Raw genomic sequence first — 25,953 nt, forward strand, 5'->3', positions numbered from 1 at the left:
CTTGACTGTCTGGTCCTCGCTCTCCTCGGGCGACAGCATCATCGAGCGCTTCGCCGCGCAGGACATCCTCGCCCACGAGGGCGGCAAGGTCCGCCGGCGGGGCAAGGTCGTCATGGCGGAGAACTTCGCGAACGGGTACGGATCGTTCAACCCGGTCTTCAACATGGGCGGCAACCCCGCCTGTGTGCCCCTGTCGATCGTGTCGCTGCCCGGCCTGGGCAAGGCGCTGCGGATCGGGACGGGCCCCGGCTCCAACGCCGCGTCCGGGCCGCAGGGCAACGCCGCGACGGCCATCGCCCGTCTGAACCGCCCGCGCCGGTCGGGCATCGCGTCCCTGAGCTTCATGTACGGGCTCAGCACCGAGTACCACTACAACGCCCCGGCGGATCTCAACGCACCGGGAGCCTTCCAGATCGGCTTCGGGCTCGACACGCAGGACACCAAGAACGAGAACCGGCAGTTCTTCGAGCTTCTCGGCCGGCCGACCTACCCGGGAGCGGCCACGTCCGCGGAGAACCGGGAGATCGGTTCCCGGTGGCTGCTGCGCACGCACCGCCTGGAGTCGGGCACCCCGACCGCGACGGCCGTCGCCTCGCTCGGCGGGACGATGATCGGCGAGAACGAGAACAAAACCAACCTCGCATACGGCCGCCTCACCTTCGAGTACGGGGCGACCCCGCGCTACATCGAGGCGCAGATGGGCTCCGAGGTCCACGACCTCACGAACCTCGCTCTGCCGGCGATCACCGAGCCGCTGCAGTACTCCGACACGGACCCGTGGGCCGACTTCCGCGGCGGCTTCAACCCCCATTTCGGGATCCAGGCCCGCACGGACCAGCCCGACCTCCGGTCGGCGGGCCTGCTGCTCACGAACATCCTGCTCACCTACGGAGACGAGGTCTAGACCGTGCCCACCATGACGCACATCCTGCTTTCGGCCGGGTACCCGCAGACCCTCCGCGCGGACGGCGGCGGCGGCATCTCCCTGGCGCAGCCGCCGAACAACCACCGGCAGACCGACGTCGCCGCTGTGTCGTTCACGGGCCTGATCACCACCGTCGTCGGCGCGCCGACGACCTGGTCGCTGGGCGCCCGCCTCGCGTTCCTGCAGCCGCACACCAGCGGCTACCAGTACACGCGGCCCGAGTGGATCGAGACGACGCCCGAGTACCTCGGCGCCCGGGTCACCGGTGCGACGGTCCAGGCCGACGGGCTGATCCAGATCGCGGACCAGGCCGCGCCGCTCGGCCACGGGTTCGGCATCTCGATCCCGGAGCTCCTCGTGGACTCGGTCCGCATCCACTTCAAGCCGACCTTCTCGGGCGGCACCACTCCCGGCCTGCGCCTGGCCCTGACCATGACGGAGAAGTGACCATGTCCCCAGCCGTACTCCGACTGCCCGGCACCACCATCGCCGGCGTCCCGATCCCGCCGGCGGACAACCGCCTCACCAGCGGGTCGCTGCTCCTGGTCGATCCGACTCACCCCACCGACCCGTACAGCGGGCCGGTCACCCACGGCGAACAGATCCCCAACATCGCCAAGACCCAGGCGACCGCCCTCGGCATCGCCGCGGACACCGTCGAGATCTTCAACACCGCGACCTCGACGGCCCGCGCGAAAATCGAGCGCACGGCCAGCGGCTCGCTCCATTTCACGTCCTCCGCCACCCAGTCCGTCCTCGAGGAGCGCGTCGGCCTGGCTATCCCCGCCGGCCTCCGCACCTACCTGGCCGCCAACAAAACGCACCGGTTCTTCCTCGGCCTGCAGATCAAGGTCACCCGCCCCGACGACGGCGGCGCCACCGTCGGCTACATGGCCGGCGTCTTCTCCGGCACCAACTGGGGAGTCGGCGCCCAGATCGCCCTCGGCACCCTCGCGAACGGCACGCTCGCCGGATACCCAGCGTCGTCGGACGCGACCCGGCTGGGCTTCACGGCGACCTCGGGGACGAACGCCAACCAGCTCGGCGCGATCTCCTCGAACGGGCTCAACAACAACCTCGTCGAGACCAGCTCGTACGTCGTCAGCTCCGGCCCGTACAACGCGGCCAGCGTCAACAACTCGCCGAGCTTCATCCTCCGCTCCATCTACCTGGAGGACCTGACCGTGTCCGGCCGCTCCCACGCGGCCGTCGCCGAGCTCGAGCAGGCAGCGTTCCAGGCCGGCGCGTCCGGCCGCTGGTCCGCCGACACCGCCACCGCGCTCGCGTAGGAGGCCGCATGGAGTACCTCATCTACTGGGGCAGCGCGGCCGCGGCACTGGCGGCGATCATCGCGGTCGCACGCAAGCCGGTCAAGCGACTGCTGCAGCTGCTCAAAGAGCTCCAGGAGTTCCTCGACGACTGGCGCGGACACCCGCCCCGCACCGACGCATCAGGGGCCATCATCCAGGAAGCGGAGCCGGGCGCCATGGCTCGGCTCCGCGCCGCAGAGCACGAGCTCCAGCACAACGGCGGCGGCTCCGTGAAAGACGCCGTCGCCCGCATCGAGACGTCCGTGAAGAACCTGTCCAAGCAGCAAGGCGAGACGGACTCGAAACTCGACGAGCACATCGCCATCGCCAAGAGATCCGACGCGGACCAGGCGGTCGACTCCGCCCTACTGCACCGCCTCGCCAGCAGATACCTGCCGGACGAACCGAACGAATCCTAGCCCCGCCCCGGCGGGGCTTTCTCATGCCCAGGAGGCACCCATGACCCGAGACCCCGACCCGCTCGAAGCGATCACCGAACCCGCCGACGACCCGTCACCCGAACCCATCACCGACCCCGCCCACCCCGACTACGTCCCGCCAGCACGAGGCATCCGCGCTCGCCGGCGCCGGACGGAGGCGGACCAGTGAGCATCTACAACGGCTACGTCGGAGCGAAGTCCTGCACGAAGGGCCCGACCACCGGCGCCCGCGGCGTGCTGGCCTGGCTGCTGGCGAAGTACGCCGACGACGGCGCCCTGAACGCCGGCATCTACAACTGCCGGCCGGTCCGTGGCGGCCGCACGACGTCGCTGCACGGCGAGGGCCGCGCCGTCGACCTGGCGATCCGTCCCTACTCGGCCCAGTACGGCACGGACCTGGCGGACCTGATCCGCCGTCACTCGGCCGAGCTCGGCATCCAGTGCGTCATCTGGAACCGCAAGATCTGGTCCGGCTACTACAACGTCTGGCGGGACTACGACGGGCTGAACCCGCACGTCGACCACCTCCACATCGAGCTGTCCTGGCCGGCCGCCCACCGCAGCGCCGACGACACCGTCGACCTGTGGGAGCGCGTCCTCGGCGACCTGGTCGACGACGACGACGGCCCCGCCTTCGTCCCCGCCGGCCAGGTCGCGAAGCCGGCCCAGGGGAGCGCGGCAGTCGCGGCCGCACCGACCGACTACCCGGAGCTCGTCGTCGACGGCGATTTCGGGCCGGTCTCGGTCCGGGCTTTCCAGATCCTGATGCACGCCATCGACCAGTACGAGCACGCGGTCGACGGCGTCTTCGGACGCATGACCGTCCGGGCGATGCAGCGCTGGCTCGCCGGCCTCGGACTGTACGACCGGGCGATCGACGGCCGCCTCGGCGAGTACACCGTCCTCGGCCTCCAGGAGTTCCTGAAGTCGAAGGGGCTCTACCGGGGGCTGCTCGACGGCCAGTTCGGGCCGCTCACGATCAAGGGCCTGCAGGCCTACCTCAACACGCAGAACGACTACTAGGAGAAGCTCATGCTCACCTCGATACTTCGCACCGTGGTGCCCTCCCTGTGGGGCGGCATCGTCGGGTGGCTGCTCGGCCTGATCCCGGCGCTCGAACCGCTGCGAGCGGACCTGCTCGCCTACGGCGATCTCATGGTGCCGTTCCTCGGGGCGCTGCTCGTCGGTCTCTGGTACGCCTTCTGGCGCTGGCTCGAACCCCGACTGCCGGCCTGGCTCGTGCGCCTCGTGCTCGGCTCCGTGAAGACCCCCACGTACGAGCCGTCCGTCCGCGTCGGCATCGACCTGCAGAACCGCGTCTACGACACGCGCGAGCGATCCGAGCCGGACGACGACGGATACGACCCGAAGCACCTCGCCAGTTAGATCGACATGGCGAACGTACGCTTCTTCGTGACACGGCCGGCGGCCGGCGGCACCAACGAGCCCGCCGCCGGCGTCATCACCTGCACACCCACCCGCCGACGCATCATCACCGGAACACCGGATGAACTCGTCCTGCCCACCGGGTTCAGCGTCGAAGTCCTCCGCGTGACCGCGGACGACGAGACGATCGACGACGCGATCCAGAAGCTCGGCTACGCGGACATCGCGCTCGCCGAGACGGGCCCCGACTGGTGCTGGCAGATCACCTTCCAGATGATCGGGGTCGCGTCCTGGTCGACGTTCGTCCAGGTCGGCCCGGCGGCTGAGTACGACTTCCCGGATCTGCCGGTGGTGGACCCGGAGACGTTGGACCCTGCTGCGGAGCCGGAGGCCGCGTGGTGGGCGATGGCCGACTCGACGGTCGTCGACGGCGCCGTCGTCGGTGACGACCTGGTCCTGACCCGATACGACGGGGGCACGGTCAACGCGGGCAACGTCCGCGGGCCCGTCGGCCCGGTTTCCGGGGACACCGTTGTGGGCGGGCAGGTCGTCGGGGATGACCTGATCCTGACGCAGCAGGACGGCGACGAGCTCAACGCGGGCAACGTCCGCGGCCCCGTCGGCCCGGTTTCCGGGGACACCGTTGTGGGCGGGCAGGTCGTCGGGGATGACCTGATCCTGACGCAGCAGGACGGCGACGAGCTCAACGCGGGCAACGTCCGCGGCCCCGTCGGCCCGGTTTCCGGGGACACCGTTGTGGGCGGGCAGGTCGTCGGGGATGACCTGATCCTGACGCAGCAGGACGGCGACGAGCTCAACGCGGGCAACGTCCGCGGCCCCGTCGGCCCGGTCTCCGGGGACACCGTCGTGGGCGGGCAGGTGGTTGGGGATGACCTGGTCCTGACGCAGCAGGACGGCGACGAGGTCAACGCCGGCAACGTCCGGGGCCCGAAGGGCGACCAGGGCGCGCCCGGCAACGCGACCATGCGCGTCGACACGAGCGTCGGCACCCGCATCTACATCACCGACGGCGTCGCCGAACGAATGGTCTCGGGCGACACCGGATGGAAGATCATCAGCTACTGGGGCGCCGACGGCGTGGTCATGGGCGAACCGTTACCCCCAGGGCTGGAGCCCACGGCGAACCAGTCCGGACGCATTCGGCTGAAGCGGGTCAACAACAGGGTTGCGTGGGATTTTCGGGGGCTGACATTCACTTCGGCCACGCCTAGCATCCCCACGCCGATCGGCTATCGACCGGGCCTGCTCTACTCGATTCGGTCAATCTGGCTCGGTAGCAATCACAGGCGCGTGTCGGTCGGGAGCGATCGCATCTACTTCATCGCCGGTATAGGCGATAAGGCGGATCAAACGTTCTCGACGGTTCTCGAGTACGACACCGACGCAGACTGGCCCACTGCCTGACCTCGAAGCGTCCCGCTCGCACCGGGATGTCGCGCCGTAGCGACTGGACTACGGCACCGCTGGACCCCCGGAGCCTGCAGCACCCCGGGGGCCTGGCACCACGTCGAAGCGCCCCACCCTCCTCGCGAGGGTGGGGCGCTATTCGTGGTTAACCCTGCTTGGCCATGTCGTAGATGCGGGCGCGGGAGACGCCGAGTGCCCGGGCGAGGTTCGTTGCGCCGGCGCCGCCGTCAATGGCCGCCTTCACCGCTGCGGCGCGGAGGGCGACTCGGTCGCGTACCTCCTGCTCGGCCTCGGCGACGCGCTCGTGGGCGGTGAGGACGTCGTCGACGAGCTGGTCGGCGTTCACGCGTCGGCCTTCGCGTGCTTCGCGACGAGCTCCCAGAAGCCGTCGGTGTCGACGAGCTGGGCGAACCCGCCGAGCTCGGCGCTGTACTCGTAGGCCTCGTCGACGATGGCGTCGACGTCGTACTCGGTCTCGGCGTCCTGGACTCCGCCGCCGGCCTCGATGGCGCGGATGGTGGCGGCGTGGGCTTCGTTGCGGGTGCTGTACATGGTGTGCTCCTCCGGGTCGGGCTGATAGATCCAGTGTAGGCACGTCTACCTACAGTGTCAACACGTGTACCTACGTTTTTCCCGCTGGCTTGGACGCCTAGACTCGACGCATGCTTGATCCGCATTTCGATCCCCGGGAGCGCGGCGGGCAGATCCAGCGCTGGGTGCCGGCCGACCGTCCCTTCGTCCGGATCGACACACCGGAGGGCGAGGTCCACCACGGCCGCGCCACCGCCTGGTGCGGGTCCTGGGTTCAGGTCTACCTCAGCGGCCCCACCGTCTTCGATGGCCGGGGCTACTGGGTGACTCGCGAGTGGGTGACCCGCGAGCCGGGCCGGCTCCCCGAGTACCGGGTCTACTGGAGCACCGGCGACTCGCTGGCCGTCCGGTGGGAGCCGAGCACCTGCCCCTGGCCGCGGCCCGATGCCGGCAGGGGATTCTGACCGGAGTTTTGACCGGAGTTTTCGCCCACGACGACGGATGACCCCGGAGTGGGGTAGCCTCGTTAGCGGCTTGTTTCCGGGGTTGAGAGTCACCCCGGACTTGGGCGCAGACTCAAGGCTGAGACTCATAATCCTTGGGTCGTGGGTTCAAGCCCCACCCGCCCTACCGAACGGCCCCCGGCCGGACTCCACCGTCGCGTCCGGGGGCTCCGCCGCGTCTGCGGCGGAAGCCCGGCACGAGCGGCTCGCACAGGAGAGGTTGCCATGACGGATTCGCCCCAGGGGAAGCGGACCGGCCCGCTGCACATCGCCGTCTTCGTCGACCAGCACCCGCACACCCTCGGCGGGATGCAGACCTCGGTGCTGCTGCAGCAGAAGTTCCTGGAGCGCCTCGGCCATCGCGTCACGATCGTCGGTCCCGGGACCCGAGGCGCGGCTGGGTCCCGTGCTCCGGTCCCCGCCTGGCGGGCGGCGGCGCGCGCGGATGTGGCGGCGGCGGTCCGCAGGGTCTGTGCTGAAACCGCCGACCACCGCGGGACCGAGCAGGGCCACCATGTCGTCGGCCTGCCCGGCCTGCCGCTGGGGCGGGGCGAGTACTCGCTCAACGTGCCCAGCCGTCGTCTGGACCGTCGGCTCGACGAGGCCATGGCGGGTCTGCCGCCCGTCGACGTCGTCCACGTCCAGGGCGACTTCTGGGGGGCCGTCCTGGCCTACCGGTACGCCCGCCGGCACGGCGCGCCCGTGGTCCACACCATGCACAACCGGCTCGATGTCGGCCTCGCGGCCACGGTGCCCTTCCCCCGGATCGTCCAGGGCGCCTTCGGCGCCGGTCAGAAACTCTTCCTGCGCCTGCCGGGCCCCGTGCCGGCCGACGCCTGGTCCTACCTGCGCGGCTTCACCGACGCCGCCGCCGCGGTGACTGCCCCGTCCACGCATTTCGCCGACCTCCTGGAGCGGGAGAACGTGTTCTCGCGGATCGACGTGGTCCCCACGGGGCTGGACGACGACGTGGCGGCGTCCCTGATGACCCCCGGTCGTGCAGCCGGAGCGGAGCCGGCGGGCGCCGGGGCGGGGGCCGCGGGCACGGGATCTGTCGGCGCGCCTGAGGCCGGGAGCCCTCGGCCTCGCCTGCGGCTCGTGTGGACCGGCAGGTTCAGCCCCGAGAAGCGGCTTCTCCCGTTCCTCGAGGCCGTCCTCGCCGCCGGCGAGGACGTGGACGTGGACATCTTCGGCGACGGCGCCCAGCGGGGACGCGCAGAGGCCATGGTCGCGGGGCAGCCGGGCCGGGACACCCCGTCGACCGGCGGCGGGCCGCGCTTCCGTTTCCGGGGCCGGGTCCCCTACGAGCAGATGCTCGCCGAGCTGGCCTCGGCCGACGTGCTGGTGCAGACGTCCGTGGGCTTCGAGACCCAGGGGATGACCGTCTTCGAGGCTGCCGCGCTCGGCACCCCGACGGTGCTGAGCGACCACCGGATCGCCGCCGATCTCCCCGACGGCAGCTACTGGCTCACCCCCGACTCCACGGTCCACGGGCTCGCCGAGTCCATCCGCTCCGCCGTCGCGCAGCTGCGCAGCGGCCTGCGCTGGGAGGCGACCGAGGCCGACCAGCTCCTGCAGAGCCGGCAGACCACGAAGATGCTCGAGATCTACCGCCGCGTCCTCGCCTGATCCGTCGGGCACGGACTCCCGTTCCGGAGCCGTCTCACGGCACCGGCAGCAGGATCGAGGGGCGGGTGTCCCGGACGGTCGGCAGCGGATCGGCATAGACGCCGTCGATCCGGAGTCCCCAGTGCAGGCAGGAAGCGGCGCAGTGACCGCCGTCCGCCACCGTGCCGATCACCTGGCCTGCCGCGACTCGGGAGTCGACGGCGAGATCGCTCGCCAGCGGCTCGTAGCTCGTCAGCACCCCGTCTCCGTGGTCGATCGTGAGGACCGGACGGTCGACGACGACGCCGACGAACGCCACTCTGCCGTCGGCCGGGGAGCGGACCTCCTGTCCGGCGGCCGCCGCCAGATCCGCACCGCGGTGGCCGGGGCCCCACCGCGTCTCGGGGGCGTCGAAGGGAGCCGAGACCACCGGGGGAACGGCATGGCTCCCCACCGGCCACGACCAGGCACCGGGGTGGACGGACCCTGCCCGGAAGAGCACCGGCTCGAACGGGGCAGGCTGAACGGAACCGGGCTGCACGGAACCGGGCCGAACGGTAGCGGACGGTGCGGTAGCAGGCTGAACGGAGACGGGCAGGGCGGCGGACGCGGCCAGTGAGACGACGGCGGTGAGGGCGACCAGGTGCTTCGGCATGGGACGAGCCTCGCAGCACGGATCGGAGCCGACGGCGGGACGCCGGCCGCCTGTGCGCATCCCCTCGCGTATGGGGACCTGTGGAGGAGGAGTGCCCGGGGATGCGACCGGCGGCGGGGCCGCCTCGGGGCAGAAACCGGTGTGCCGGTGGGCTTCCGGCGCGCGGGAACGGGTCCTGCGCTGTAGTACACTGGTCACGCAGTTGTGTCTGCCTCGATGCCGCGCGCCCGCACCGCCACTTCCGTCCGCGGAAGGCCACGCGAGTTCGCGGCGCCTCGACCCGCCATCATCCGCCCGGCCCCTCACGGGGAGGCGTGTGCCGCGGTTCGGGCGGGGGAGCGCAATTGACTTCGCGTGAAAGGCACCCGTGACCCCCTCGGTGACGGGCAGCGCGGCCAACGGTCCGGATTCGTCCGGTCGGCCGCGGTGGACCACCCGGCGGCCTTTCGCCAGGAGCGTGTCAGCCCGGAGAACCCGGGACGGCGCCAGCTATCAACCGAAATCAACGAGGGCAGTTACCGCGGCCAGCAGGCCGGTCCGCCACTGCCGGAAGGAGTGACGACATGCCAGTCGTTACCATGCGCCAGCTGCTCGACAGCGGCGTTCACTTTGGCCACCAGACCCGTCGCTGGAACCCGAAGATGAAGCGCTTCATCTTCACCGAGCGCAACGGCATCTACATCATCGATCTCCAGCAGTCGCTGTCCTACATCGACCGCGCCTACGAGACCGTCAAGCAGACCGTCGCCCACGGCGGCACCGTCCTGTTCGTCGGCACCAAGAAGCAGGCCCAGGAAGCGATCGCCGAGCAGGCGAACCGCGTGAACCAGCCGTACGTCAACCACCGTTGGCTCGGCGGCATGCTGACCAACTTCTCGACCGTCTCCAAGCGCGTCCAGCGCATGAAGGAGCTCGAGGAGATCAACTTCGACGACGTCGCCGGTTCGGGCCACACCAAGAAGGAGCTCCTGCTCCTCAGCCGTGAGCTCACCAAGCTGCAGTCGAACCTGGGCGGCATCCGCAACCTCACCAAGACGCCGTCGCTGCTCTGGGTCGTCGACACCAAGAAGGAGCACCTGGCCGTCGACGAGGCGAAGAAGCTGGGCATCCCGGTGGTCGCCATCCTCGACACCAACTGCGATCCGGACGAAGTCGCCTACCCGATCCCGGGCAACGACGACGCCATCCGCTCCGTCAACCTGCTGACCCGCGTGATCGCCGACGCCGTGGCCGAGGGCCTCATCGCCCGCAACAACAAGGCCGCCGGCAACACCGAGGCCGCGGCCGAGCCGATGGCCGAGTGGGAGCGCGAGCTCCTCGAAGGTGCGGAGAAGCCGGCCGAGGAGGCCGCCGAGGCCCCCGCCGCCGACGCTGCCGAGACCCCCGCTTCCGAGGCTCCCGCCGAGGACGCCAAGTAAGCATCGCTGTCAGAGCCGGGGGGGCCCCCCGCCCGCCGGCGCAGCCCACTGGCCGGATCCCACCGGATCCAGCCCGGACACACTTCGACTAACCACAACGAATTGGGGTTGCACATGGCAAACTACACCGCCGCTGACATCAAGGCCCTGCGCGAGCGCACGGGCGCCGGCATGATGGACGTCAAGAAGGCTCTGGACGAGGCCAACGGGGATGCCGACAAGGCGATGGAGATCATCCGCGTCAAGGGCCTGAAGGGCGCCACCAAGCGCGAGGGCCGCTCGGCCGCCGAGGGCCTGGTCGCCGCGAAGGTCGTCGACGGCACCGTCGGCGTCATGGTCGAGATCAACTGCGAGACCGACTTCGTCGCCAAGTCCGACAAGTTCATCGCCCTGGCCGACAAGGTCCTCGAGACGGCCGTCGCCTCCGGCGCCGCAGACGCCGAGAGCCTGCTGACCACCGACGTCGAGGGCAAGAGCCTCGCCGACTACGTCACCGAGGAGGCCGCAACGCTGGGCGAGAAGGTCGTCGTCCGCCGCGTCGCCCGCGTCGAGGGCGCCACGGTGGACGCCTACCTGCACAAGACCTCCAAGGATCTCCCGGCCCAGGTCGGCGTCCTCCTGGCCGTCGACGGCACCGGTGAGGCAGCCGCCACGGTGGCCCACGATGTCGCCGTGCACACCGCCGCCATGGCCCCGACCTACCTCAGCCGCGACGAGGTCCCGGCCGAGACGGTCGAGAACGAGCGCCGCGTCGCCGACGAGACCGCTCGCGCCGAGGGCAAGCCCGAGGCCGCGCTGACCAAGATCGTCGAAGGCCGCCTGACCGGCTACTTCAAGGAGGTCGCACTCCTGGACCAGTCGTTCGCCAAGGACGCCAAGAAGTCGGTCGGCAAGGTGCTCGAGGAGGCCGGCGTCAACGCCACGGCCTTCGCGCGCTTCCGCGTCGGATCCTGATTCCGCGCGGCGGCCGAGTACCGCCCGCGACCAGGTGTCAGGGGGTGGCCACCCGAGGTGGCCACCCCCTTTCCCTGCCCGCACCCGCTCACCGGGCACGGCCCCGGCGGGCCATAGACTGAATTCAGAAGACGACGGCGCAGCGCCCCGATCCGGCGGCGCACGAAGGAGGGCCACATGGACAGCTTCGAGCAGAACCAGGACGCGAACGGGGCCGGGACGTCGGCAGGCAGGCGCCGCCGCGTCCTGCTGAAGCTCTCCGGCGAGGTCTTCGGCGGCGGCAAGCTCGGCGTCGACCCGGTCACCGTGCAGGCCATGGCCGAGCAGATCGCCGCGACGGTGGGCCAGGTCGAGACCGCGATCGTGGTCGGCGGCGGCAACTTCTTCCGCGGCGCGGAACTCTCCCAGTCCGGGATGGACCGCTCGCGCGCGGACTACATGGGCATGCTCGGAACCGTCATGAACTGCCTGGCGCTCCAGGACTTCCTCGAGCAGGCCGGCGTCGAGACGCGGGTGCAGTCCGCCATCTCGATGGCCCAGGTCGCCGAGGCCTACATCCCCCGCCGCGCCATCCGGCACCTGGAGAAGGACCGCGTGGTCATCTTCGGCGCCGGCGCCGGCCTGCCCTACTTCTCGACCGACACGGTCGCCGCGCAGCGTGCGCTCGAGGTGCGCGCCGACGTCGTCCTCATGGCCAAGAGCGGAGTCGACGGCGTCTACAACGCCGACCCGAAGAAGGACCCCGACGCCGTCATGTACGAGACGCTCACGTACGACGAGGCGCTGCTGAACAACATCCGCGTCATGGACCAGACCGCCATGACGATGTGCAAGGACAACGGACTCGAGATGCGGGTCTTCGGCATGGAGGGCGAAGGCAACGTCACCCGGGCCATTCTCGGCGAACCGCTGGGCACGCGCGTCACCGTCTAGGACGTTCTGGCATAGGATGACAGGCGGGTTCACCCGCACATTTCCGTGCCCGCGGGCACGCGAGCAGAAGGAGTAACGACGTGATCGACGAAGCGCTCAACGACGCCGGCGAGAAGATGGATCGGACGGTGGAGGCCGCCAAGGAGGACTTCGCCACCATCCGCACCGGGCGCGCCAACCCGGGACTGTACGCGAAGGTCATGGTCGACTACTACGGCTCCATGACGCCGTTGCAGCAGCTCGCGTCCTTCCAGGTCACTGACGCGCGGACCATCCTCATCACGCCCTACGACGTCTCCGCGCTGCGCGAGATCGAGAAGGCGCTCTCCGACTCCGAGATCGGCGCGAACCCCTCCAACGACGGCAAGTCGATCCGCGTGGTCCTGCCCGAGCTCACCATGGAGCGCCGCAAGGAGTACGTGAAGGTGGTCCGTGGCAAGGGCGAGGACGCCAAGGTCGCCCTGCGCAACCACCGCCGCAAGACCAAGGACGCGATCGACAAGCTCGTCAAGGACGGCGAGGTCGGAGAGGACGACGGCGCCCGCGGCGAGAAGGAGCTCGACGCGTTGACCAAGAAGCACGTCGAGCTGATCGACGAGCTGCTCAAGCGCAAGGAAACCGAGCTGCTGGACGTCTGATGACGACGCCTGCGGAGCCGGCCACCAGGCGCGCACGGCGCGCAGCCCAAGCGAAACCCTCCCGGGCGGGACGGGATCTCCCGGCGGCCATCGCCGTCGGACTGGTCCTGCTCGCGGTGGTTCTGCTTGGGCTGCTGCTGTTCCCGCTCGCCTTCGTGATCACCGTCGCCGTCTTCGGCGGCATCGGCTGCTGGGAGGTGGCGCGCGCATTCGGCGTGGCGGACATCGACGTGCCGCTGGTACCCCTGGCGGTCGGAGCGGTCGCGATGCCCTTCGCGGCGTACTACGGAGGGCCGGAGGCCCTCGGGTTCGCCCTCACCGCCTCGCTGCTGCTGGCGGCACTCTGGACGCTGATCGACGGCGGCCGGGACCTGGCGCGGACCATCATGTCCTCGGTGGGCATCCTGCTGTGGGTCCCACTGCTGATGAGCTTCGCCGTGCTGCTGTTCGGGCTGGAGAACGGCCCGTTCATGGTCGCCACCATGCTGCTGCTCACGGTCGCCAACGACACGTTCGGCTACCTGGTGGGCGTCTTCCTCGGCAAGCACCCGATGGCGCCGAAGATCAGCCCCAAGAAGTCCTGGGAGGGCTTCGCCGGCTCGGTGGTCGGTGCCTCCATCGTGGCCATCGCGGCCGCCGTGCTGCTCCTGGACCTGCAGTGGTGGATGGGCATCCCGCTGGCGGTGGCGACCGTCGCCGCCGCGACCGCCGGCGATCTCTCCGAGTCGATGGTCAAGCGCGAGCTGCAGATCAAGGACATGAGCAACCTGCTGCCGGGGCACGGCGGCGTCATGGACCGCCTCGACTCCATTGTGTTCGCCGCGCCGGCCGCCTACACGATGGCCGTGCTCCTCGGTCCGCTGAGCGCCTAGCGGCCGCCCGGCCGCACGCCGGCCGGGATCGGTACTATATTCAGGAAGGTTCCGGGACTCTTCCGGCACCCCAACGACCAACCTTCAACCAGTGGACCCGGCACCGCCGGAGCTAGAGGACTATTCGTGAGCCAGTCAGAGACGCGTCAGCCCGGACTACCGTTCAGCACGGTGGCACCCACGGAGTACGGATACAGCATCGAGCAGGTCGACGAGTTCCTCGCCCGTGCCCGTGCCACCTTCAACGGGACCGGCTCCGACGACGAGGTCGTGACCAGTCACCTGGTGCGCCGGGTGTCCTTCGACCCCGAGAAGGGCGGCTACGAGGCCCGGCCCGTCGACGCCGCCCTGGACCGGCTCGAGGACGTCTTCGCCAAGCGGGAGCGGGAGGCGCTCGTCGAGGCCGAGGGCGAGGAAGCGTGGCTCCAGCAGGTGGGGCGGCTCTCCACGATCCTCCGCGGTCGTCTCCACCGCGAGCCGGGGGAGCGCTTCCGCCGCCCGAGCCGCCGCAACGCCCCCAGCTACAACATCCAGGACGTGGACGCGCTCTGCGACAAGCTCCTCGAGTACTTCGAGAAGGACGTCCCCATGAGCGTCGACACCATCCGGCGCGCCACGTTCCGCCAGGCCCGAGGCCAGGAGGGCTACGAGGAGAGCCAGGTTGACGCGTTCCTCGACCGCGTGGTCGAGCTCATGGCCTCCATCGACTGATCTCCTCCGGGAGCCCGTCGAGGCCGTCCGCGTCCTCGGGCGCGTGCAGCCGCGCCATGACCTGGGCGGCGCGTCGCCCGCCGGGCGCCGACGACGCCTTCGAGACGCCGACCGTCACCAGGAACGCCAGCGGCACCGTGATCGCCGCCGGCTGCTGCAGGATCCCGACGACGGCGAGTCCCGCCACGGTGTAGCCGGCCGGCAGCAGCTGCGCCGCCGCCAGTGCGCCACCGCAGGAGACCGCGCCCGTGAGCATGCCGGCGACCGCGCCCCGTCCGGTCAGCCCGCGCCACCAGATGCCGAGCAGCAGCAGCGGGCAGATGGTCGACGCCGTGAAGGCGAACACCGCGCCGATGGCCCCGGCCAGCGCCGCCGTTCCGGTCAGGAGGGCGATGCCGAGGGGCACAGCGCACGCCAGCAGGGCTGCGATCCGGAAGCCGCGCACGGTGCCGCCGAAGAGCTCCTGGCTCATGACCCCGGCCAGGGAGACCACCAGCCCGGAGGACGTCGAGAGGAACGCGGCGAACGCGCCCCCGGCCACGAGGGCGGTCAGCAGGTCCCCGGCCACCCCTCCCACCAGGGCGCCGGGCAGCAGCAGCACCGTCGCGTCCGCGTCCGCGCTCGCGACCAGCCCGGGCAGGTGCGCGCGCCCGATCACGCCCAGGACGGTCGGGAAGAGGTAGAACACGGCCAGCAGACCCAGGACGATCGCGGTGGTCCGCCGCGCGCTGGGCCCGTCGGGGTTGGTGTAGAAGCGGACCAGCACGTGCGGCAGTCCGAGCGTCCCGAACAGCAGCGCCAGGATCAGCGACACGGTCTGGTACAGGGTCAGGTCGCCCGTCGGGACGCCCAGAGCCGCGGAGCCGGCCTCCTGCGCCGGCAACCGGTCGAACGCCGCGCCGCCGGCCGTCACCGACTCCCCGGTGGCACCCAGGTGGAGCAGCAGGAAGATCGTCGGCACCGCCAGCGCGGCCAGCTTCAGCCAGTACTGGAACGCCTGCACGAAGGTGATCGAGCGCATGCCGCCGGCGAGCACGGTCAGGCACACGATGCCCGTCACGGCGACGGGCCCCGCCCAGCGGGGCAGCGCCGTCGTGATCCCCAGCGTGAGTGCCGCCCCGTGGAGCTGCGGGACGATGTAGAGCCAGCCTACGGCCACCACCAGGGCGCTGGTCACCAGCCGGGGCAGCCGGCCGCCCAGGCGCATCTGCGCGAAGTCCGGCAGCGTGTAGGCGCCGGAGCGGCGCAGGGGAGCGGCGACGAATAGCAGCAGCATCAGGTATCCGGCCGTGTAGCCGATCGGAAACCAGAGCCCCTCCTCCCCGGAGACCACGATCAGTCCCGCCACGCCGAGGAAGCTCGCCGCGGAGAGGTACTCGCCGCCGATCGCCGACGCGTTCCACCACGGCTTCACCGTGCGGGAGGCGACGTAGAAGTCGCTCGTGGTCCGGGAGAGACGGAGGCCGTTGACGGCGATCAGGACGGTCGCGGCCGTCACCAGTACGACGGCGGCGAGTGCGGCGGCCGTGTTCGCCCCGGCGAGTACAGGGGTGCTCATGGTCGCGAGGCCAGGTCGCGGTAGCGCCGCTCGTTGCGCGTGCACGCCCGGTTGTAGAGGGCCGCGGCGGCCAGGATGATCGGGTAGATGCCCGCGCCGAGCAGCAGCCAGGCGATGGGGACGGTGCCCACGCGGATCTCGTGGATCTGGGGCCAGAACGCGATCAGCACGGCGATGACCAGGAGCAGCACGGTGAAGCCCGCCGCCACGGAGAGCGAGAGGCGCAGCTGCGAGCGGATGAGCGAGCGCAGGTAGAAGTCCTCCGGGGTGCCGGGCTGCAGCGTCGGCCCGGGGACCGGCGGCGCGTCCCGCGGCGCGGTCACCCGTACGCGGGCCGGTGACTCCCCGGGGGTCGCCCCGGGGTTCACGACGGGCGCACCCGGTGCGACCGGAGCCGCTCCCGGAGCCACGGCAGGGAGCGCCGGCTGACGGGCAGCTCGGTGCCGCCGACGGAGACGCCGGCCCGGCCGGACTGGAGCTTGACCCGCTCGATGTGGTCCATCGCGACCAGGTAGCTGCGGTGGATCCGGACGAACGACTGGGACCACTGCTCCTCCAGGTCGCTGAGCGGGATGCGGATGAGGTAGCTGCCCTCGGCCGTGTGCAGTCGGGCGTAGTCGCCGTGGGCCTGCACGTACGTGATGTCCGAGCGCCGGATCATCCGCGTGACGCCGCCCTGGTCGACGGTCACCAGGTCCGAGTCCGCCGTCGGGCCCTCGACCGTCTCGCAGACCCTGCGCACGGACTCGGCCAGCCGCTCGGGCCGGATGGGCTTGAGGACGTAGTCCACCGCGGCGAGCTCGAAGGCCTCCAGGGCTTGTGCCTCGTCGGCGGTGACGAACACGACGGCCGGCGGCCGCTCGTGCCGTGCGAGGGCCCGGGCGATGTCCAGGCCCGAGAGCGCGGGCATGTGGATGTCGAGGAAGAGCGCGTCGACGTCGTGCTCCTGGAGCGCCCGGAGGGCCTGCGCGCCCGAGAGTGCGCGGTGGACCGCGCCGACGCGGGGGTCCTGCGCCAGCAGGTACGCGAGCTCCTCGACCGCGGGGAGCTCGTCGTCGGCGACGACTACGTTGATCATGGGTCAAGTCTAGGAGGCTGGAACTTCGGGACGCGGACGGTGATCAAGGTGCCGGCCCCCGGCGCGGTGTCGATGACGAGCCCGTGGTCGGGCCCGTACAGCTGGCGCAGCCGCACGTCGACGTTGCGCAGGCCGACATGGACCCCCTCCGCCGTGCCGGCCAGGACGCCGCGCAGGCTCTCCGGGTCCATGCCGGCGCCGTCGTCCTCGACCGTGATGACGGCGTGCTGCCCGGCGTCGCCCGCCGAGATGGTGATGAGTCCGCCCTCCGGCTTGCCCTCGAGCCCATGCCGGACGGCGTTCTCCACGAGCGGCTGCAGGCTCAGGAACGGGATCACGGTGTTCAGGACCTCGGGGGCGATCTCCAGCCGGACGCCGATCCGCTCGCCGAACCGCGCCTTCTCCAGCAGCAGGTAGCGGTCGATCGCCTGCAGCTCCTCGGCCAGCGTGGTGAAGTCGCCGTGCCGCCGGAAGGTATAGCGGGTGAAGTCGGCGAACTCCACCACCAGCTTCCGGGCCCGTTGGGGGTCCGTGTTGATGAACGAGGCGATCGCCCCGAGCGAGTTGTAGATGAAGTGCGGACTGATCTGGGCGCGGAGAGCCTTCACCTCGGCCTCGGCCAGGCGTGCCCGGGACTCGTCCAGCTCGGCCAGCGCCACCTGGGCGGCGACCCAGGCCGCGACCTCCGTGCCGGCGCGCACGAGCCCGGAGTCCGCCTTCGAGGCGGCCGCGACGACGGTCCCGACCATCCTGGACTGGACCGCCACCGGCGCGCAGACGATGTCCCACCCGTCGAGGTGGAGCACCTGCGTGCGGCCCTGCGCCATGGCCTGGCGGGCCGGGTCGAGCAGGTCCGCCGCCGGGAGCGTGCCGTCCTCGGCGAGCACCGCCGTCGTATCCGTCAGGGCCAGGCCCTGGCAGCCGAGCAATCCGCGCAGGTGACGTGCGGCCCTCGCCGCTCCGTCGGCCGTCAGGCCGCGCGCGAAGTGCGGGGCCGCGAGCGACACCGTGTGCAGGGTCTGGTAGGTCGCCCGGTCCGCGTCGGTGCCGAGGTCCCGCGACGCAGTGAACAGCTTGTAGCCGACGAAGACGACGGCCGCGACGGCGAGGACGACGATGCCGGCGATCAACGTGGTCTCGGCGGCCGGGCTCAGCATGCACTCAGCGTAGCGGGCCGCCCCGTCGTCGTCCGGCGAGCGGCGTTGGACGACCGTTCGTCGCAGGGATCGCGCCGCTGGGCACCCTGCGCCCGTGCGACAGTTCACACGGTGCCCGGCGCCGCGTCAGAGTGATGACGGTCACACACCGCCGCGAGCCGTCGGACGACGGCGCGGCCGAAGGACAACATCCAGGAGGAACCCATGGGTCACCAACCCGCAGCGGGGGAGGGCGTCGCCGTCGACGTCGACTTCCGCGACATCCAAGGCACGGAGCGCTTCCGCAGGCTCCGCCGCACCCACCGCAGCTTCGTCTTCCCGATGGCCGTCTTCTTCATCGTCTGGTACTTCCTCTACGTGCTGCTGGCGGCCTACGCACCGGAGTTCATGTCCATCAAGGTCTTCGGGAACGTCAACATCGGCGTCCTGATGGGGCTGCTGCAGTTCGTGTCCACCTTCGTCATCACGGCGGCCTACGTGTCCTTCGCCAACAAGAGGCTGGATCCGCAGGCTGAGGCCATCCGCGACGAACTCGAGGCCGAGATCCAAGGAGCAGCCAAGTGAACACGCCCGCATCCCTGCCGCTGGCCGTCGCCGCGGAGACCACCACCGTCGGCAACCCGTGGGTCAACATCCTGATCTTCGGCCTGTTCGTCGCGGTGACGCTCGTCGTCGTGCTGCGCGCCAGCAAGAACAACAAGACCGCCGCCGACTACTACGCGGGCGGCCGCTCCTTCACCGGCGGGCAGAACGGCACCGCCATCGCCGGCGACTACCTCTCGGCGGCCTCCTTCCTCGGGATCGTCGGGGCCATCGCCGTGAACGGCTACGACGGCTTCCTGTACTCGATCGGCTTCCTGGTCGCGTGGCTGGTGGCGCTGCTGCTCGTCGCCGAGCTGCTGCGCAACACCGGCAAGTTCACGATGGCCGACGTGCTCTCCTTCCGCCTGCGGCAGCGCCCGGTCCGCATCGCCGCGGCGATCACCACGCTGGCCGTCTGCCTGTTCTACCTCCTGGCCCAGATGGCCGGCGCCGGCGCGCTCGTGTCGCTGCTGCTCGGCATCAGCGACCGGATGGGCCAGTCGCTCGTCATCGTCGTGGTCGGCGCCCTGATGATCCTCTACGTGCTGGTCGGCGGCATGAAGGGCACCACGTGGGTGCAGATCATCAAGGCCTGCCTGCTCATCGCCGGCGCGTTCATCATGACCGTCTGGGTGCTCGCCATGTACGGCTTCAATCTCTCGCAGCTGCTGGGCGACGCCGTCGCGACCGCCGGCGGCAACGAGGCCCTGCTGAACCCGGGCCTGAAGTACGGCGTCTCCGACACGAGCAAGCTGGACTTCATCTCGCTGGCGCTCGCGCTAGTCCTCGGCACGGCGGGCCTGCCGCACGTGCTGATGCGCTTCTACACGGTGCCGACCGCCAAGGAGGCCCGCCGCTCGGTGGTCTGGGCGATCTGGCTCATCGGCGCGTTCTACCTCTTCACCCTCGTCCTCGGCTACGGCGCCGGCGCCCTGATCGGCCCGGAGCGCATCGCCAGCGCCCCCGGCGGCGTGAACTCGGCCGCCCCGCTGCTGGCGTTCGAGCTCGGCGGGTCGCTGCTGCTCGGCATCATCTCCGCGGTCGCCTTCGCGACCATCCTCGCGGTGGTGGCCGGCCTGACGATCACGGCCGCGGCGTCGTTCTCCCACGACATCTACGCCAACGTGATCGCCAAGGGGAAGACCACGCCGGAGAAGGAGGTCAAGGTGGCCCGCCGGACCGTGCTGGTCATCGGCGTCCTCGCCATCCTCGGCGGCATCGGCGCCCAGGGGCAGAACGTCGCCTTCCTCGTGGCCCTCGCCTTCGCCGTGGCGGCCTCGGCCAACCTGCCGACCATCCTCTTCTCGCTCTTCTGGAAGCGCTTCACCACCCAGGGGGCGGTGTGGTCGATGTACGGCGGTCTCGGCGCGGCGCTGCTGCTCATCGTGTTCTCGCCCGTCATGTCCGGGGCGGAGACCTCGATGATCCCCACCGCGGACTTCTCCTGGTTCCCGCTCTCCAATCCGGGTCTGGTCTCCATCCCGCTGGCCTTCCTCCTCGGCTGGCTCGGGACGGTGCTGGACAAGGGCCGCGAGGACACGCGGATCCAGGCGGAGATGGAGGTCCGCTCGCTCACCGGCGTCGGTGCCGAGAAGGCGACCAGTCACTAGACCCGCCCACCCGGCGGAGCGGACCGGCAGGGGTCCCGTGCGGCAGTGCCGCGCGGGGCCCCTGCGGCGTTGAAGGGACGCCGCCGTTCGGGCCGGAGCCCGGACTCGGCGCCAGCCGCCCCTGCGTTGCCCCCCGCGCGGACTGTGAGTATCGTCACAGATAGATGCGGTGACCATCGCATCGTCCGTTCACGTCACCCGGCCACAAGCCGGAGCGCGAGGCGGACAGTGAGAAGAGGGAGACATCATGTCCCGAAACGTGCTATCGGACCCGGCCACGGAGGCCGCGGACCCCATCCAACTGGTGGCCCCGGACGGCAGCCGCCACCACCACCCCGACCTCGACGCCGTGCTCACGGACGTCAACGACGACGCCCTCGCCGAGCTCTACACCGACATGGTGGTCGCCCGGCGCATCGACACTGAGGCCACCGCCCTGCAGCGCCAGGGCGAACTGGCCCTCTGGCCGCCGCTCCTCGGGCAGGAGGCGGCCCAGATCGGCTCGGCTCGGGCCCTCCGCCCGGACGACTTCGTCTTCTCCTCCTACCGGGAGAACGGCGTCGCCTACTGCCGCGGAGTGGATCTGGACGATCTCCTGACCGTCTGGCGCGGCAACGCCTCCAGCGGCTGGGACCCCTTCGCCATCAACATGGCGACCCCGCAGATCATCATCGGCGCGCAGACCCTCCACGCCGTCGGCTACGCCATGGGCGTGAAGTTCGACGGCGGCGATCAGGCCTCGATCGCCTACTTCGGCGACGGGGCCGTCACTCAGGGGGACGTGAACGAGGCACTGGCCTTCGCGGCCAGCTACCAGGCGCCCGTCGTCTTCTTCTGCCAGAACAACCACTGGGCCATCTCGGAGCCCGTGAGCCTGCAGACCCGCGTGCCGATCGCCCAGCGCGCCTCCGGCTTCGGCATCCCCGCCCTGCGCATCGACGGCAACGACGTCCTCGCCGCGCTGGCGGCCACTCGCATCGCCCTCGAGCGCGCCCGCGCCGGGGACGGCCCCACGTTCATCGAGGCGGTCACCTACCGGATGGGCCCGCACACGACGGCGGACGACCCGACCCGCTATCGCGACCGCGCCGAGCTCGACGCGTGGGCGGAGAAGGATCCGCTGATCCGCGTCGAGCGCTTCCTCGCCACACGCGGCATGGCCGTGGACGGCTTCCGCGAGGCGGCCGAGCACCGTGCCGACGACGTCGCCGAGGCGCTGCGCCAGGGCCTCATCGCGAAGACGGACCCCGACGTGGAGGACGTCTTCGGGGAGGTCTACGCCGAGGAGCACCCGTGGCTCGCACGGCAGCAGGAGCACTACCGCCGCTACCTCGCGTCCCTGGACGATTCCGGGGACCGGACCCCACCGACCGGGGAGGGGGACCGATGAGCACCGAGACCGCCCAGCGCGAGGACGCGCGCGGCACGCAGACCCTGACCTTCGGCAAGGCCATCAACGCCGGCCTGCGCCGGGCCCTCTCGGACGACCCCAAGGTGCTCGTCATGGGCGAGGACGTCGGCAGGCTCGGGGGCGTCTTCCGCATCACCGACGGGCTCCAGGCCGAGTTCGGGCCCGAGCGGGTCCTGGACTCGCCGCTGGCCGAGTCGGGCATCGTGGGCACGGCCGTCGGGCTGGCGTACCGCGGCTTCCGCCCCGTCATCGAGATCCAGTTCGACGGGTTCGTGTACCCGGCGTTCGACCAGATCGTCAGCCAGGTCGCCAAGCTCCGGTACCGCACCCGCGGCCGACTGAAGATGCCGCTGACCATCCGCATCCCCTTCGGCGGGGGCATCGGCTCGCCCGAGCACCACTCCGAGTCGCCCGAGGCCTACTTCGCCCACACGGCCGGACTGCGCGTGGTCTCGCCGTCGAACCCGCAGGATGCCTTCACGATGATCCGCCAGGCCATCGCGAGCGACGATCCGGTCGTGTACTTCGAGCCGAAGCGGCGCTACCACGAGAAGGCGGAGGTGGACCTCGGGGCCGATCTCTCCGCGATGCCGCTGGGGGCAGCCCGCGTTGCCTCCCCGGGGACGGACGTCACGCTCATCGCCTACGGGCCGCTGGTCAAGACCGCGCTCGACGCCGCCCAGGCGGCGGCCGACGAGGACGTCTCCGTCGAGGTCATCGACCTCCGCTCGCTCTCGCCGATCGACTTCGGGCCGGTCGAGGCGTCGGTCCGCAAGACGGGCCGTGCGGTCATCACGCACGAGGCCGGGCAGTTCGCCGGGCTCGGAGCGGAGATCGCCGCCAGCATCACCGAGCGGTGCTTCTACCACCTGGAGCACGCGCCGGTCCGCGTGACCGGATTCGACATCCCGTATCCGCCCTCGAAGCTGGAACACCATCACCTGCCCGACCTGGACCGGATCCTCGACGGCGTCGACCGGGCGATGGACCGGCCCAACTCGCTCACTGGTCTCGTGGAAGGCGGCGCCTGATGCTCAGGATCTTCAACCTCCCCGACCTCGGCGAGGGACTGACCGAGTCCGAGATCGTGGCCTGGAAGGTCGCCGAGGGCGACCGCGTCCGGTTGAACCAGATCATCGCCGACGTCGAGACCGCCAAGGCGGTCGTCGAGCTGCCGTCCCCGTACGACGGCGTGGTGAAGGAGATCTTCGCGCCTCCCGGAACGGTGGTCGAGGTGGGCAAGCCCATGATCGCCTTCGAGACCGGTGACGCGGTCTCCCCGGCCGCGCCCGACTCGAGCTCCGGCGCGGACCCGTCCGCGGCCGGGGACGAGCCGGCGCCCCCGAGGCGCGAGCCGAACCTGGTGGGCTACGGGGCCACGGTGGAGAGCGGACGGCCGGTCCGACGACGCCGGGCGGCGGCCTCCGGTGGCCGCGCCCTCGCCGACCTCCCCGCCGGCGAGGCGGCATCCGCGTCGGTCGCCGTCAAGGAGCGGCCGCGGTCCACCCCGCCCGTGCGGAAGCTGGCCCGAGATCTCGGCGTCGACCTCGAGACGCTGATCGGCACGGGGCCGGAGGGACTGATCACCCGGCACGATGTCGAATCCGCAGCGGACGGTGGCCCGGAGAACGGTGCGGACCCCGCCGCCGTCTCCCCGGGCAGCGCACCGACCGGCCGCGCCCAGCCTGCCGATGAGTCCCGGAGCGCGTCGCCGGGGGAGGAGCGCCTCCGCGTCGGAGGCGTCCAGCGCCTCATGGCGGACGCCATGGTGCGCAGCGCTTTCACCGCGCCGCACGCCACGGAGTTCCTGACGCTGGATGTCACCGCCAGCGTCGAGCTGCTGGAGCGCCTCCGGGCGCGCAAGGACTTCGAGGACGTCAAGCTCACGCCCTTCACGCTCGTGGCCAAGGCCGTCTGCGTGGCGCTGCGGCGCTCGCCGGAGCTTAACTCCCGGTGGGACGGGGAGACCGGCGAGATCGTCCGGTACGCGCACGTCAATCTCGGATTCGCCGCCGCGACGGAGCGGGGCCTGATGGTGCCGAACGTCAAGCACGCCGAGGCCCTGGACCTGCACGGCCTCGCCGCCGAGCTGGGACGCCTCACCCGCGCGGCACGCGAGGGCAAGGCGTCGCCGTCGGACCTGAGCGGTGGCACGTTCTCCATCACCAACATCGGGGTCTTCGGCATCGACGCCGGCACCCCGATCATCAACCCGCCGGAGGCCGGGATCCTGGCCGTGGGGCAGATCCGGCGCCAGCCCTGGGAGCACCGCGGCGGGATCGAGCTGCGCGACGTCGTGACCCTCAGCCTGAGCTTCGACCACCGCCTGGCGGACGGCGCCCAGGCGTCGCGCTTCCTGGCCGAGGTGGGCTCGATCATGGCCGATCCGGCGACGCTCATCACGCTCGTGTGATTTGCATCATTTGTTTCAAGTTCATAAATTATCTTCCTATCCCCTCGATCCGGCGCAGATGCTATGCGCCGAGGGGGTAGGCTCCCTGAGGCGCGACCGTGAGGTCGGACTCAAGGCGGCATGACGTCGCTCACCGCGACCCTGCAGCCTCATCCACAACAAGGAGATTTCTCGTATGCATATGAAGCGCTTGCTTCAAGGCGTGTCCGTGACGGCCGCCCTCGCCCTGGGCCTGACCGCCTGCGGCGGCGGGGACGGCGACACGGCTGCGGCGGCGGACGGCAGCTACGTCGTCACCGCTCACAACACCGAGCCACAGAACGGCCTGATCCCGACCAACACCAACGAGGTCGGCGGCGGCCGCGTCGTCGACCTGCTCTACACGGGTCTGTACTCGTACGCCGAGGACGGCAGCCTCCAGCCGGAGCTGGCCGAGTCGGTGGAGTCCGAGGACAACATCACCTGGACGGTCAAGATCAAGCCGGGCACCACCTTCAGCAACGGCGAGGAGGTCACCGCGCAGTCGTTCGTGGACGCCTGGAACTACGGTGCCGACTCGGACAACGCCCAGAAGAGCCAGTACTTCTTCGAGACGATCAAGGGCTACGAGGAGTCCGACGCCAACGGCGCCGACACGCTCTCCGGCCTGACGGTGGTCGACGACCACACGTTCACCGTCGAGCTTCAGGGCCCGGAGTCGGACTTCCCGATGCGCCTGGGCTACTCGGCCTACATGCCGCTGCCGACCGTGGCGTTCGAGGACATGCAGGCGTTCGGCGAGGCGCCCGTGACCAACGGCCCGTACACGCTGGCCGAGAACGGCTGGCAGCACAACGTCCAGATCGAGCTGGTGCCGAACGAGGACTACGAGGGCCCCCGCGAGCCGGCCAACGGCGGCATCACCTTCAAGATCTACGACAGCTTCGAGTCCGCCTACGCCGACCTGCAGTCGGGCAATCTGGACGTCCTCGGCGAGATGCCGCCGAACGCGCTGCAGAACTACCAGGACGATTTCCCGGAGCGCAACACCAGCCGCGCCTACGCCGGCAACGCGACCATGGTGATCCCGGGCTACCTCGAGGAGTTCCAGGGCGAGGCGGGACAGCTGCGCCGCAAGGCGATCTCCATGGCGATCGACCGCCAGCAGATCATCGACCAGATCTTCTTCGGCACTAAGGAGGTGGCGACGGAGTTCACCGCCCCGGTCATCGAGGGCTACAACCCGGACATCCCGGGCTCCGAGGTCCTCGAGCACAACCCCGAGGAGGCCAAGAAGCTCTGGGAGCAGGCCAACGAGATCTCCCCGTGGCCCGAGGGCAAGGTGCTGAAGTACACGTCCAACATCGACGGCGCCGGCAACAAGGAGTACATCACCGCGATCGTGAACCAGCTTCGCAGCAACCTCGGCATCGAGGCCGAGCTGGACGCCGTCACGACCTTCAAGGAGATGCGCGACAAGGTCGGGCAGGACGCCCTCGAGGGACTCTCCCGCGCCGGCTGGCAGGGCGACTACCCGTCGCTGTACAACTTCCTCGGCCCGCTGTACGCCACCGGCGCGTCCTCCAACGACGGCCGCTACTCCAACCCGGAGTTCGACGCCAAGCTGCTGGAGGGCCTCGAGGCCGGCAGCGTCGAGGAAGGCGCCGCGATCTTCAACGAGGCGCAGGAGATCCTGTTCCAGGACCTCCCGGTCGTCCCGCTCTGGTACCAGGCGGCACAGGCGGCCTGGAGCGAGAACGTCGACGACGTCGTCCTCGGCTGGGACGGCAAGCCGCTCTACCACCAGATCACCGGCAAGTAACCAACCGCTGCCGGACGCCATCGACGTCCCG

General features: G+C 70.4%; 29 protein-coding genes and 1 tRNA gene. 23 read left to right on the forward strand and 7 right to left on the reverse strand.

Annotated features, from left to right (window positions below; all coding sequences use genetic code 11):
* The first annotated feature begins 1 nt into the window (after position 1).
* Genes RIN46_RS06610 through RIN46_RS06645 form a run of 8 tightly spaced genes read left to right on the forward strand, consistent with a single transcriptional unit; the run spans position 2 to position 5,486 of the window.
* Positions 2 to 904, forward strand: a complete 903-nt coding sequence (locus RIN46_RS06610; protein WP_309080269.1) for a hypothetical protein — start codon at positions 2 to 4, stop codon at positions 902 to 904.
* A gap of 12 nt (positions 905 to 916) precedes the next feature.
* Positions 917 to 1,372: a hypothetical protein gene (locus RIN46_RS06615; protein ID WP_309080268.1), complete on the forward strand. Its 456-nt coding sequence runs from the start codon at positions 917 to 919 to the stop codon at positions 1,370 to 1,372.
* A 2-nt stretch (positions 1,373 to 1,374) separates the two neighbouring features.
* The gene (locus tag RIN46_RS06620; RefSeq protein WP_309080267.1) at positions 1,375 to 2,214 is read left to right on the forward strand and encodes a hypothetical protein; all 840 of its coding nucleotides are present in this window, start codon (positions 1,375 to 1,377) and stop codon (positions 2,212 to 2,214) included.
* 8 nt (positions 2,215 to 2,222) lie between these two features.
* Positions 2,223 to 2,654: a hypothetical protein gene (locus RIN46_RS06625; protein WP_309080266.1), complete on the forward strand. Its 432-nt coding sequence runs from the start codon at positions 2,223 to 2,225 to the stop codon at positions 2,652 to 2,654.
* 40 nt (positions 2,655 to 2,694) lie between these two features.
* Positions 2,695 to 2,844, forward strand: a complete 150-nt coding sequence (locus tag RIN46_RS06630; protein WP_309080265.1) for a hypothetical protein — start codon at positions 2,695 to 2,697, stop codon at positions 2,842 to 2,844.
* Entirely contained in the window at positions 2,841 to 3,698 is an 858-nt protein-coding gene (locus RIN46_RS06635; RefSeq protein ID WP_309080264.1) for a peptidoglycan-binding domain-containing protein, read from the forward strand. The genes RIN46_RS06630 and RIN46_RS06635 overlap by 4 nt, the downstream gene beginning before the upstream one ends.
* Before the next feature lie 9 nt (positions 3,699 to 3,707).
* Complete coding sequence (locus RIN46_RS06640) at positions 3,708 to 4,061, forward strand: hypothetical protein (protein WP_309080263.1); 354 nt, start codon at positions 3,708 to 3,710, stop codon at positions 4,059 to 4,061.
* Positions 4,062 to 4,067: 6 nt separating this feature from the next.
* Positions 4,068 to 5,486 carry a hypothetical protein gene (locus RIN46_RS06645; RefSeq protein WP_309080262.1) on the forward strand — a complete coding sequence of 473 codons (1,419 nt, stop codon included), beginning with the start codon at positions 4,068 to 4,070 and terminating at the stop codon, positions 5,484 to 5,486.
* Between the two features lie 148 nt (positions 5,487 to 5,634).
* On the opposite strand, the gene RIN46_RS06650 is transcribed toward RIN46_RS06645, so the two are convergent.
* Both RIN46_RS06650 and RIN46_RS06655 read right to left on the reverse strand, forming a co-directional pair.
* Positions 5,635 to 5,835 (reverse strand): hypothetical protein, encoded by a 201-nt coding sequence (locus tag RIN46_RS06650; protein ID WP_309080261.1) that lies wholly within the window; start codon positions 5,833 to 5,835, stop codon positions 5,635 to 5,637.
* Positions 5,832 to 6,041: a hypothetical protein gene (locus RIN46_RS06655; protein WP_309080260.1), complete on the reverse strand. Its 210-nt coding sequence runs from the start codon at positions 6,039 to 6,041 to the stop codon at positions 5,832 to 5,834. The genes RIN46_RS06650 and RIN46_RS06655 overlap by 4 nt, the downstream gene beginning before the upstream one ends.
* 110 nt (positions 6,042 to 6,151) lie before the next feature.
* On the opposite strand from RIN46_RS06655, the gene RIN46_RS06660 reads away from it, so the two are divergent.
* From RIN46_RS06660 to RIN46_RS06670, 3 genes are all read left to right on the forward strand, one after another.
* Entirely contained in the window at positions 6,152 to 6,484 is a 333-nt protein-coding gene (locus RIN46_RS06660; RefSeq protein ID WP_309080259.1) for a hypothetical protein, read from the forward strand.
* 78 nt (positions 6,485 to 6,562) lie between these two features.
* Positions 6,563 to 6,650 (forward strand) — tRNA-Met (locus RIN46_RS06665).
* A 98-nt stretch (positions 6,651 to 6,748) separates the two neighbouring features.
* Entirely contained in the window at positions 6,749 to 8,152 is a 1,404-nt protein-coding gene (locus tag RIN46_RS06670; RefSeq protein WP_309080258.1) for a glycosyltransferase, read from the forward strand.
* Between the two features lie 34 nt (positions 8,153 to 8,186).
* On the opposite strand, the gene RIN46_RS06675 is transcribed toward RIN46_RS06670, so the two are convergent.
* On the reverse strand, positions 8,187 to 8,786 hold the full coding sequence (locus RIN46_RS06675) for a M23 family metallopeptidase (RefSeq protein WP_309080257.1): 600 nt from the start codon (positions 8,784 to 8,786) through the stop codon (positions 8,187 to 8,189).
* A gap of 563 nt (positions 8,787 to 9,349) precedes the next feature.
* Here RIN46_RS06675 and rpsB point away from each other — a divergent pair.
* The 6 genes from rpsB (at position 9,350) to RIN46_RS06705 (ending at position 14,312) form a co-directional block, all read left to right on the forward strand.
* Positions 9,350 to 10,204, forward strand: coding sequence for a 30S ribosomal protein S2 (gene rpsB / locus RIN46_RS06680; RefSeq protein WP_309109444.1), 855 nt, complete (start codon positions 9,350 to 9,352; stop codon positions 10,202 to 10,204).
* Positions 10,205 to 10,318: 114 nt separating this feature from the next.
* Entirely contained in the window at positions 10,319 to 11,158 is an 840-nt protein-coding gene (gene tsf / locus RIN46_RS06685) for a translation elongation factor Ts (protein WP_309080255.1), read from the forward strand.
* A 177-nt stretch (positions 11,159 to 11,335) separates the two neighbouring features.
* On the forward strand, positions 11,336 to 12,091 hold the full coding sequence (gene pyrH, locus RIN46_RS06690; protein ID WP_309080254.1) for a UMP kinase: 756 nt from the start codon (positions 11,336 to 11,338) through the stop codon (positions 12,089 to 12,091).
* Between the two features lie 116 nt (positions 12,092 to 12,207).
* Positions 12,208 to 12,729, forward strand: coding sequence for a ribosome recycling factor (gene frr / locus RIN46_RS06695; protein ID WP_375141850.1), 522 nt, complete (start codon positions 12,208 to 12,210; stop codon positions 12,727 to 12,729).
* Positions 12,729 to 13,601 (forward strand): phosphatidate cytidylyltransferase, encoded by an 873-nt coding sequence (locus RIN46_RS06700; RefSeq protein WP_309080252.1) that lies wholly within the window; start codon positions 12,729 to 12,731, stop codon positions 13,599 to 13,601. The genes frr and RIN46_RS06700 overlap by 1 nt, the downstream gene beginning before the upstream one ends.
* Before the next feature lie 126 nt (positions 13,602 to 13,727).
* Entirely contained in the window at positions 13,728 to 14,312 is a 585-nt protein-coding gene (locus tag RIN46_RS06705; RefSeq protein ID WP_309080251.1) for a DivIVA domain-containing protein, read from the forward strand.
* Here the strand turns inward: RIN46_RS06705 and RIN46_RS06710 are convergent.
* From RIN46_RS06710 to RIN46_RS06725, 4 genes are read right to left on the reverse strand one after another with little or no spacing between them, the layout of a single operon-like run.
* Entirely contained in the window at positions 14,293 to 15,870 is a 1,578-nt protein-coding gene (locus RIN46_RS06710; RefSeq protein WP_309080250.1) for a cation acetate symporter, read from the reverse strand. The two genes, RIN46_RS06705 and RIN46_RS06710, sit on opposite strands and share 20 nt — an antisense overlap.
* Positions 15,867 to 16,238 carry a hypothetical protein gene (locus tag RIN46_RS06715; RefSeq protein WP_309109445.1) on the reverse strand — a complete coding sequence of 124 codons (372 nt, stop codon included), beginning with the start codon at positions 16,236 to 16,238 and terminating at the stop codon, positions 15,867 to 15,869. The genes RIN46_RS06710 and RIN46_RS06715 overlap by 4 nt, the downstream gene beginning before the upstream one ends.
* On the reverse strand, positions 16,235 to 16,948 hold the full coding sequence (locus RIN46_RS06720; RefSeq protein ID WP_309080248.1) for a LytTR family DNA-binding domain-containing protein: 714 nt from the start codon (positions 16,946 to 16,948) through the stop codon (positions 16,235 to 16,237). Before RIN46_RS06720 ends, RIN46_RS06715 begins: the two co-directional genes overlap by 4 nt.
* Positions 16,945 to 18,105, reverse strand: a complete 1,161-nt coding sequence (locus RIN46_RS06725; protein WP_309080247.1) for a sensor histidine kinase — start codon at positions 18,103 to 18,105, stop codon at positions 16,945 to 16,947. Before RIN46_RS06725 ends, RIN46_RS06720 begins: the two co-directional genes overlap by 4 nt.
* A gap of 204 nt (positions 18,106 to 18,309) precedes the next feature.
* Between RIN46_RS06725 and RIN46_RS06730 the strand changes: the two genes are divergently transcribed.
* From RIN46_RS06730 to RIN46_RS06755, 6 genes are all read left to right on the forward strand, one after another.
* Entirely contained in the window at positions 18,310 to 18,669 is a 360-nt protein-coding gene (locus tag RIN46_RS06730) for a DUF485 domain-containing protein (protein ID WP_309080246.1), read from the forward strand.
* Entirely contained in the window at positions 18,666 to 20,297 is a 1,632-nt protein-coding gene (locus tag RIN46_RS06735) for a cation acetate symporter (protein ID WP_375141844.1), read from the forward strand. The genes RIN46_RS06730 and RIN46_RS06735 overlap by 4 nt, the downstream gene beginning before the upstream one ends.
* Before the next feature lie 247 nt (positions 20,298 to 20,544).
* On the forward strand, positions 20,545 to 21,687 hold the full coding sequence (pdhA, locus tag RIN46_RS06740) for a pyruvate dehydrogenase (acetyl-transferring) E1 component subunit alpha (RefSeq protein WP_309080245.1): 1,143 nt from the start codon (positions 20,545 to 20,547) through the stop codon (positions 21,685 to 21,687).
* Positions 21,684 to 22,739: an alpha-ketoacid dehydrogenase subunit beta gene (locus tag RIN46_RS06745; RefSeq protein WP_309080244.1), complete on the forward strand. Its 1,056-nt coding sequence runs from the start codon at positions 21,684 to 21,686 to the stop codon at positions 22,737 to 22,739. Before pdhA ends, RIN46_RS06745 begins: the two co-directional genes overlap by 4 nt.
* Positions 22,739 to 24,121 (forward strand): dihydrolipoamide acetyltransferase family protein, encoded by a 1,383-nt coding sequence (locus tag RIN46_RS06750; RefSeq protein WP_309080243.1) that lies wholly within the window; start codon positions 22,739 to 22,741, stop codon positions 24,119 to 24,121. Before RIN46_RS06745 ends, RIN46_RS06750 begins: the two co-directional genes overlap by 1 nt.
* Positions 24,122 to 24,296: 175 nt before the next feature.
* On the forward strand, positions 24,297 to 25,922 hold the full coding sequence (locus tag RIN46_RS06755; RefSeq protein ID WP_309080242.1) for an ABC transporter substrate-binding protein: 1,626 nt from the start codon (positions 24,297 to 24,299) through the stop codon (positions 25,920 to 25,922).
* Positions 25,923 to 25,953: the final 31 nt, after the last annotated feature.

The organism is Zhihengliuella sp., from assembly GCF_031178195.1.
Lineage (GTDB): Bacteria > Actinomycetota > Actinomycetes > Actinomycetales > Micrococcaceae > Zhihengliuella.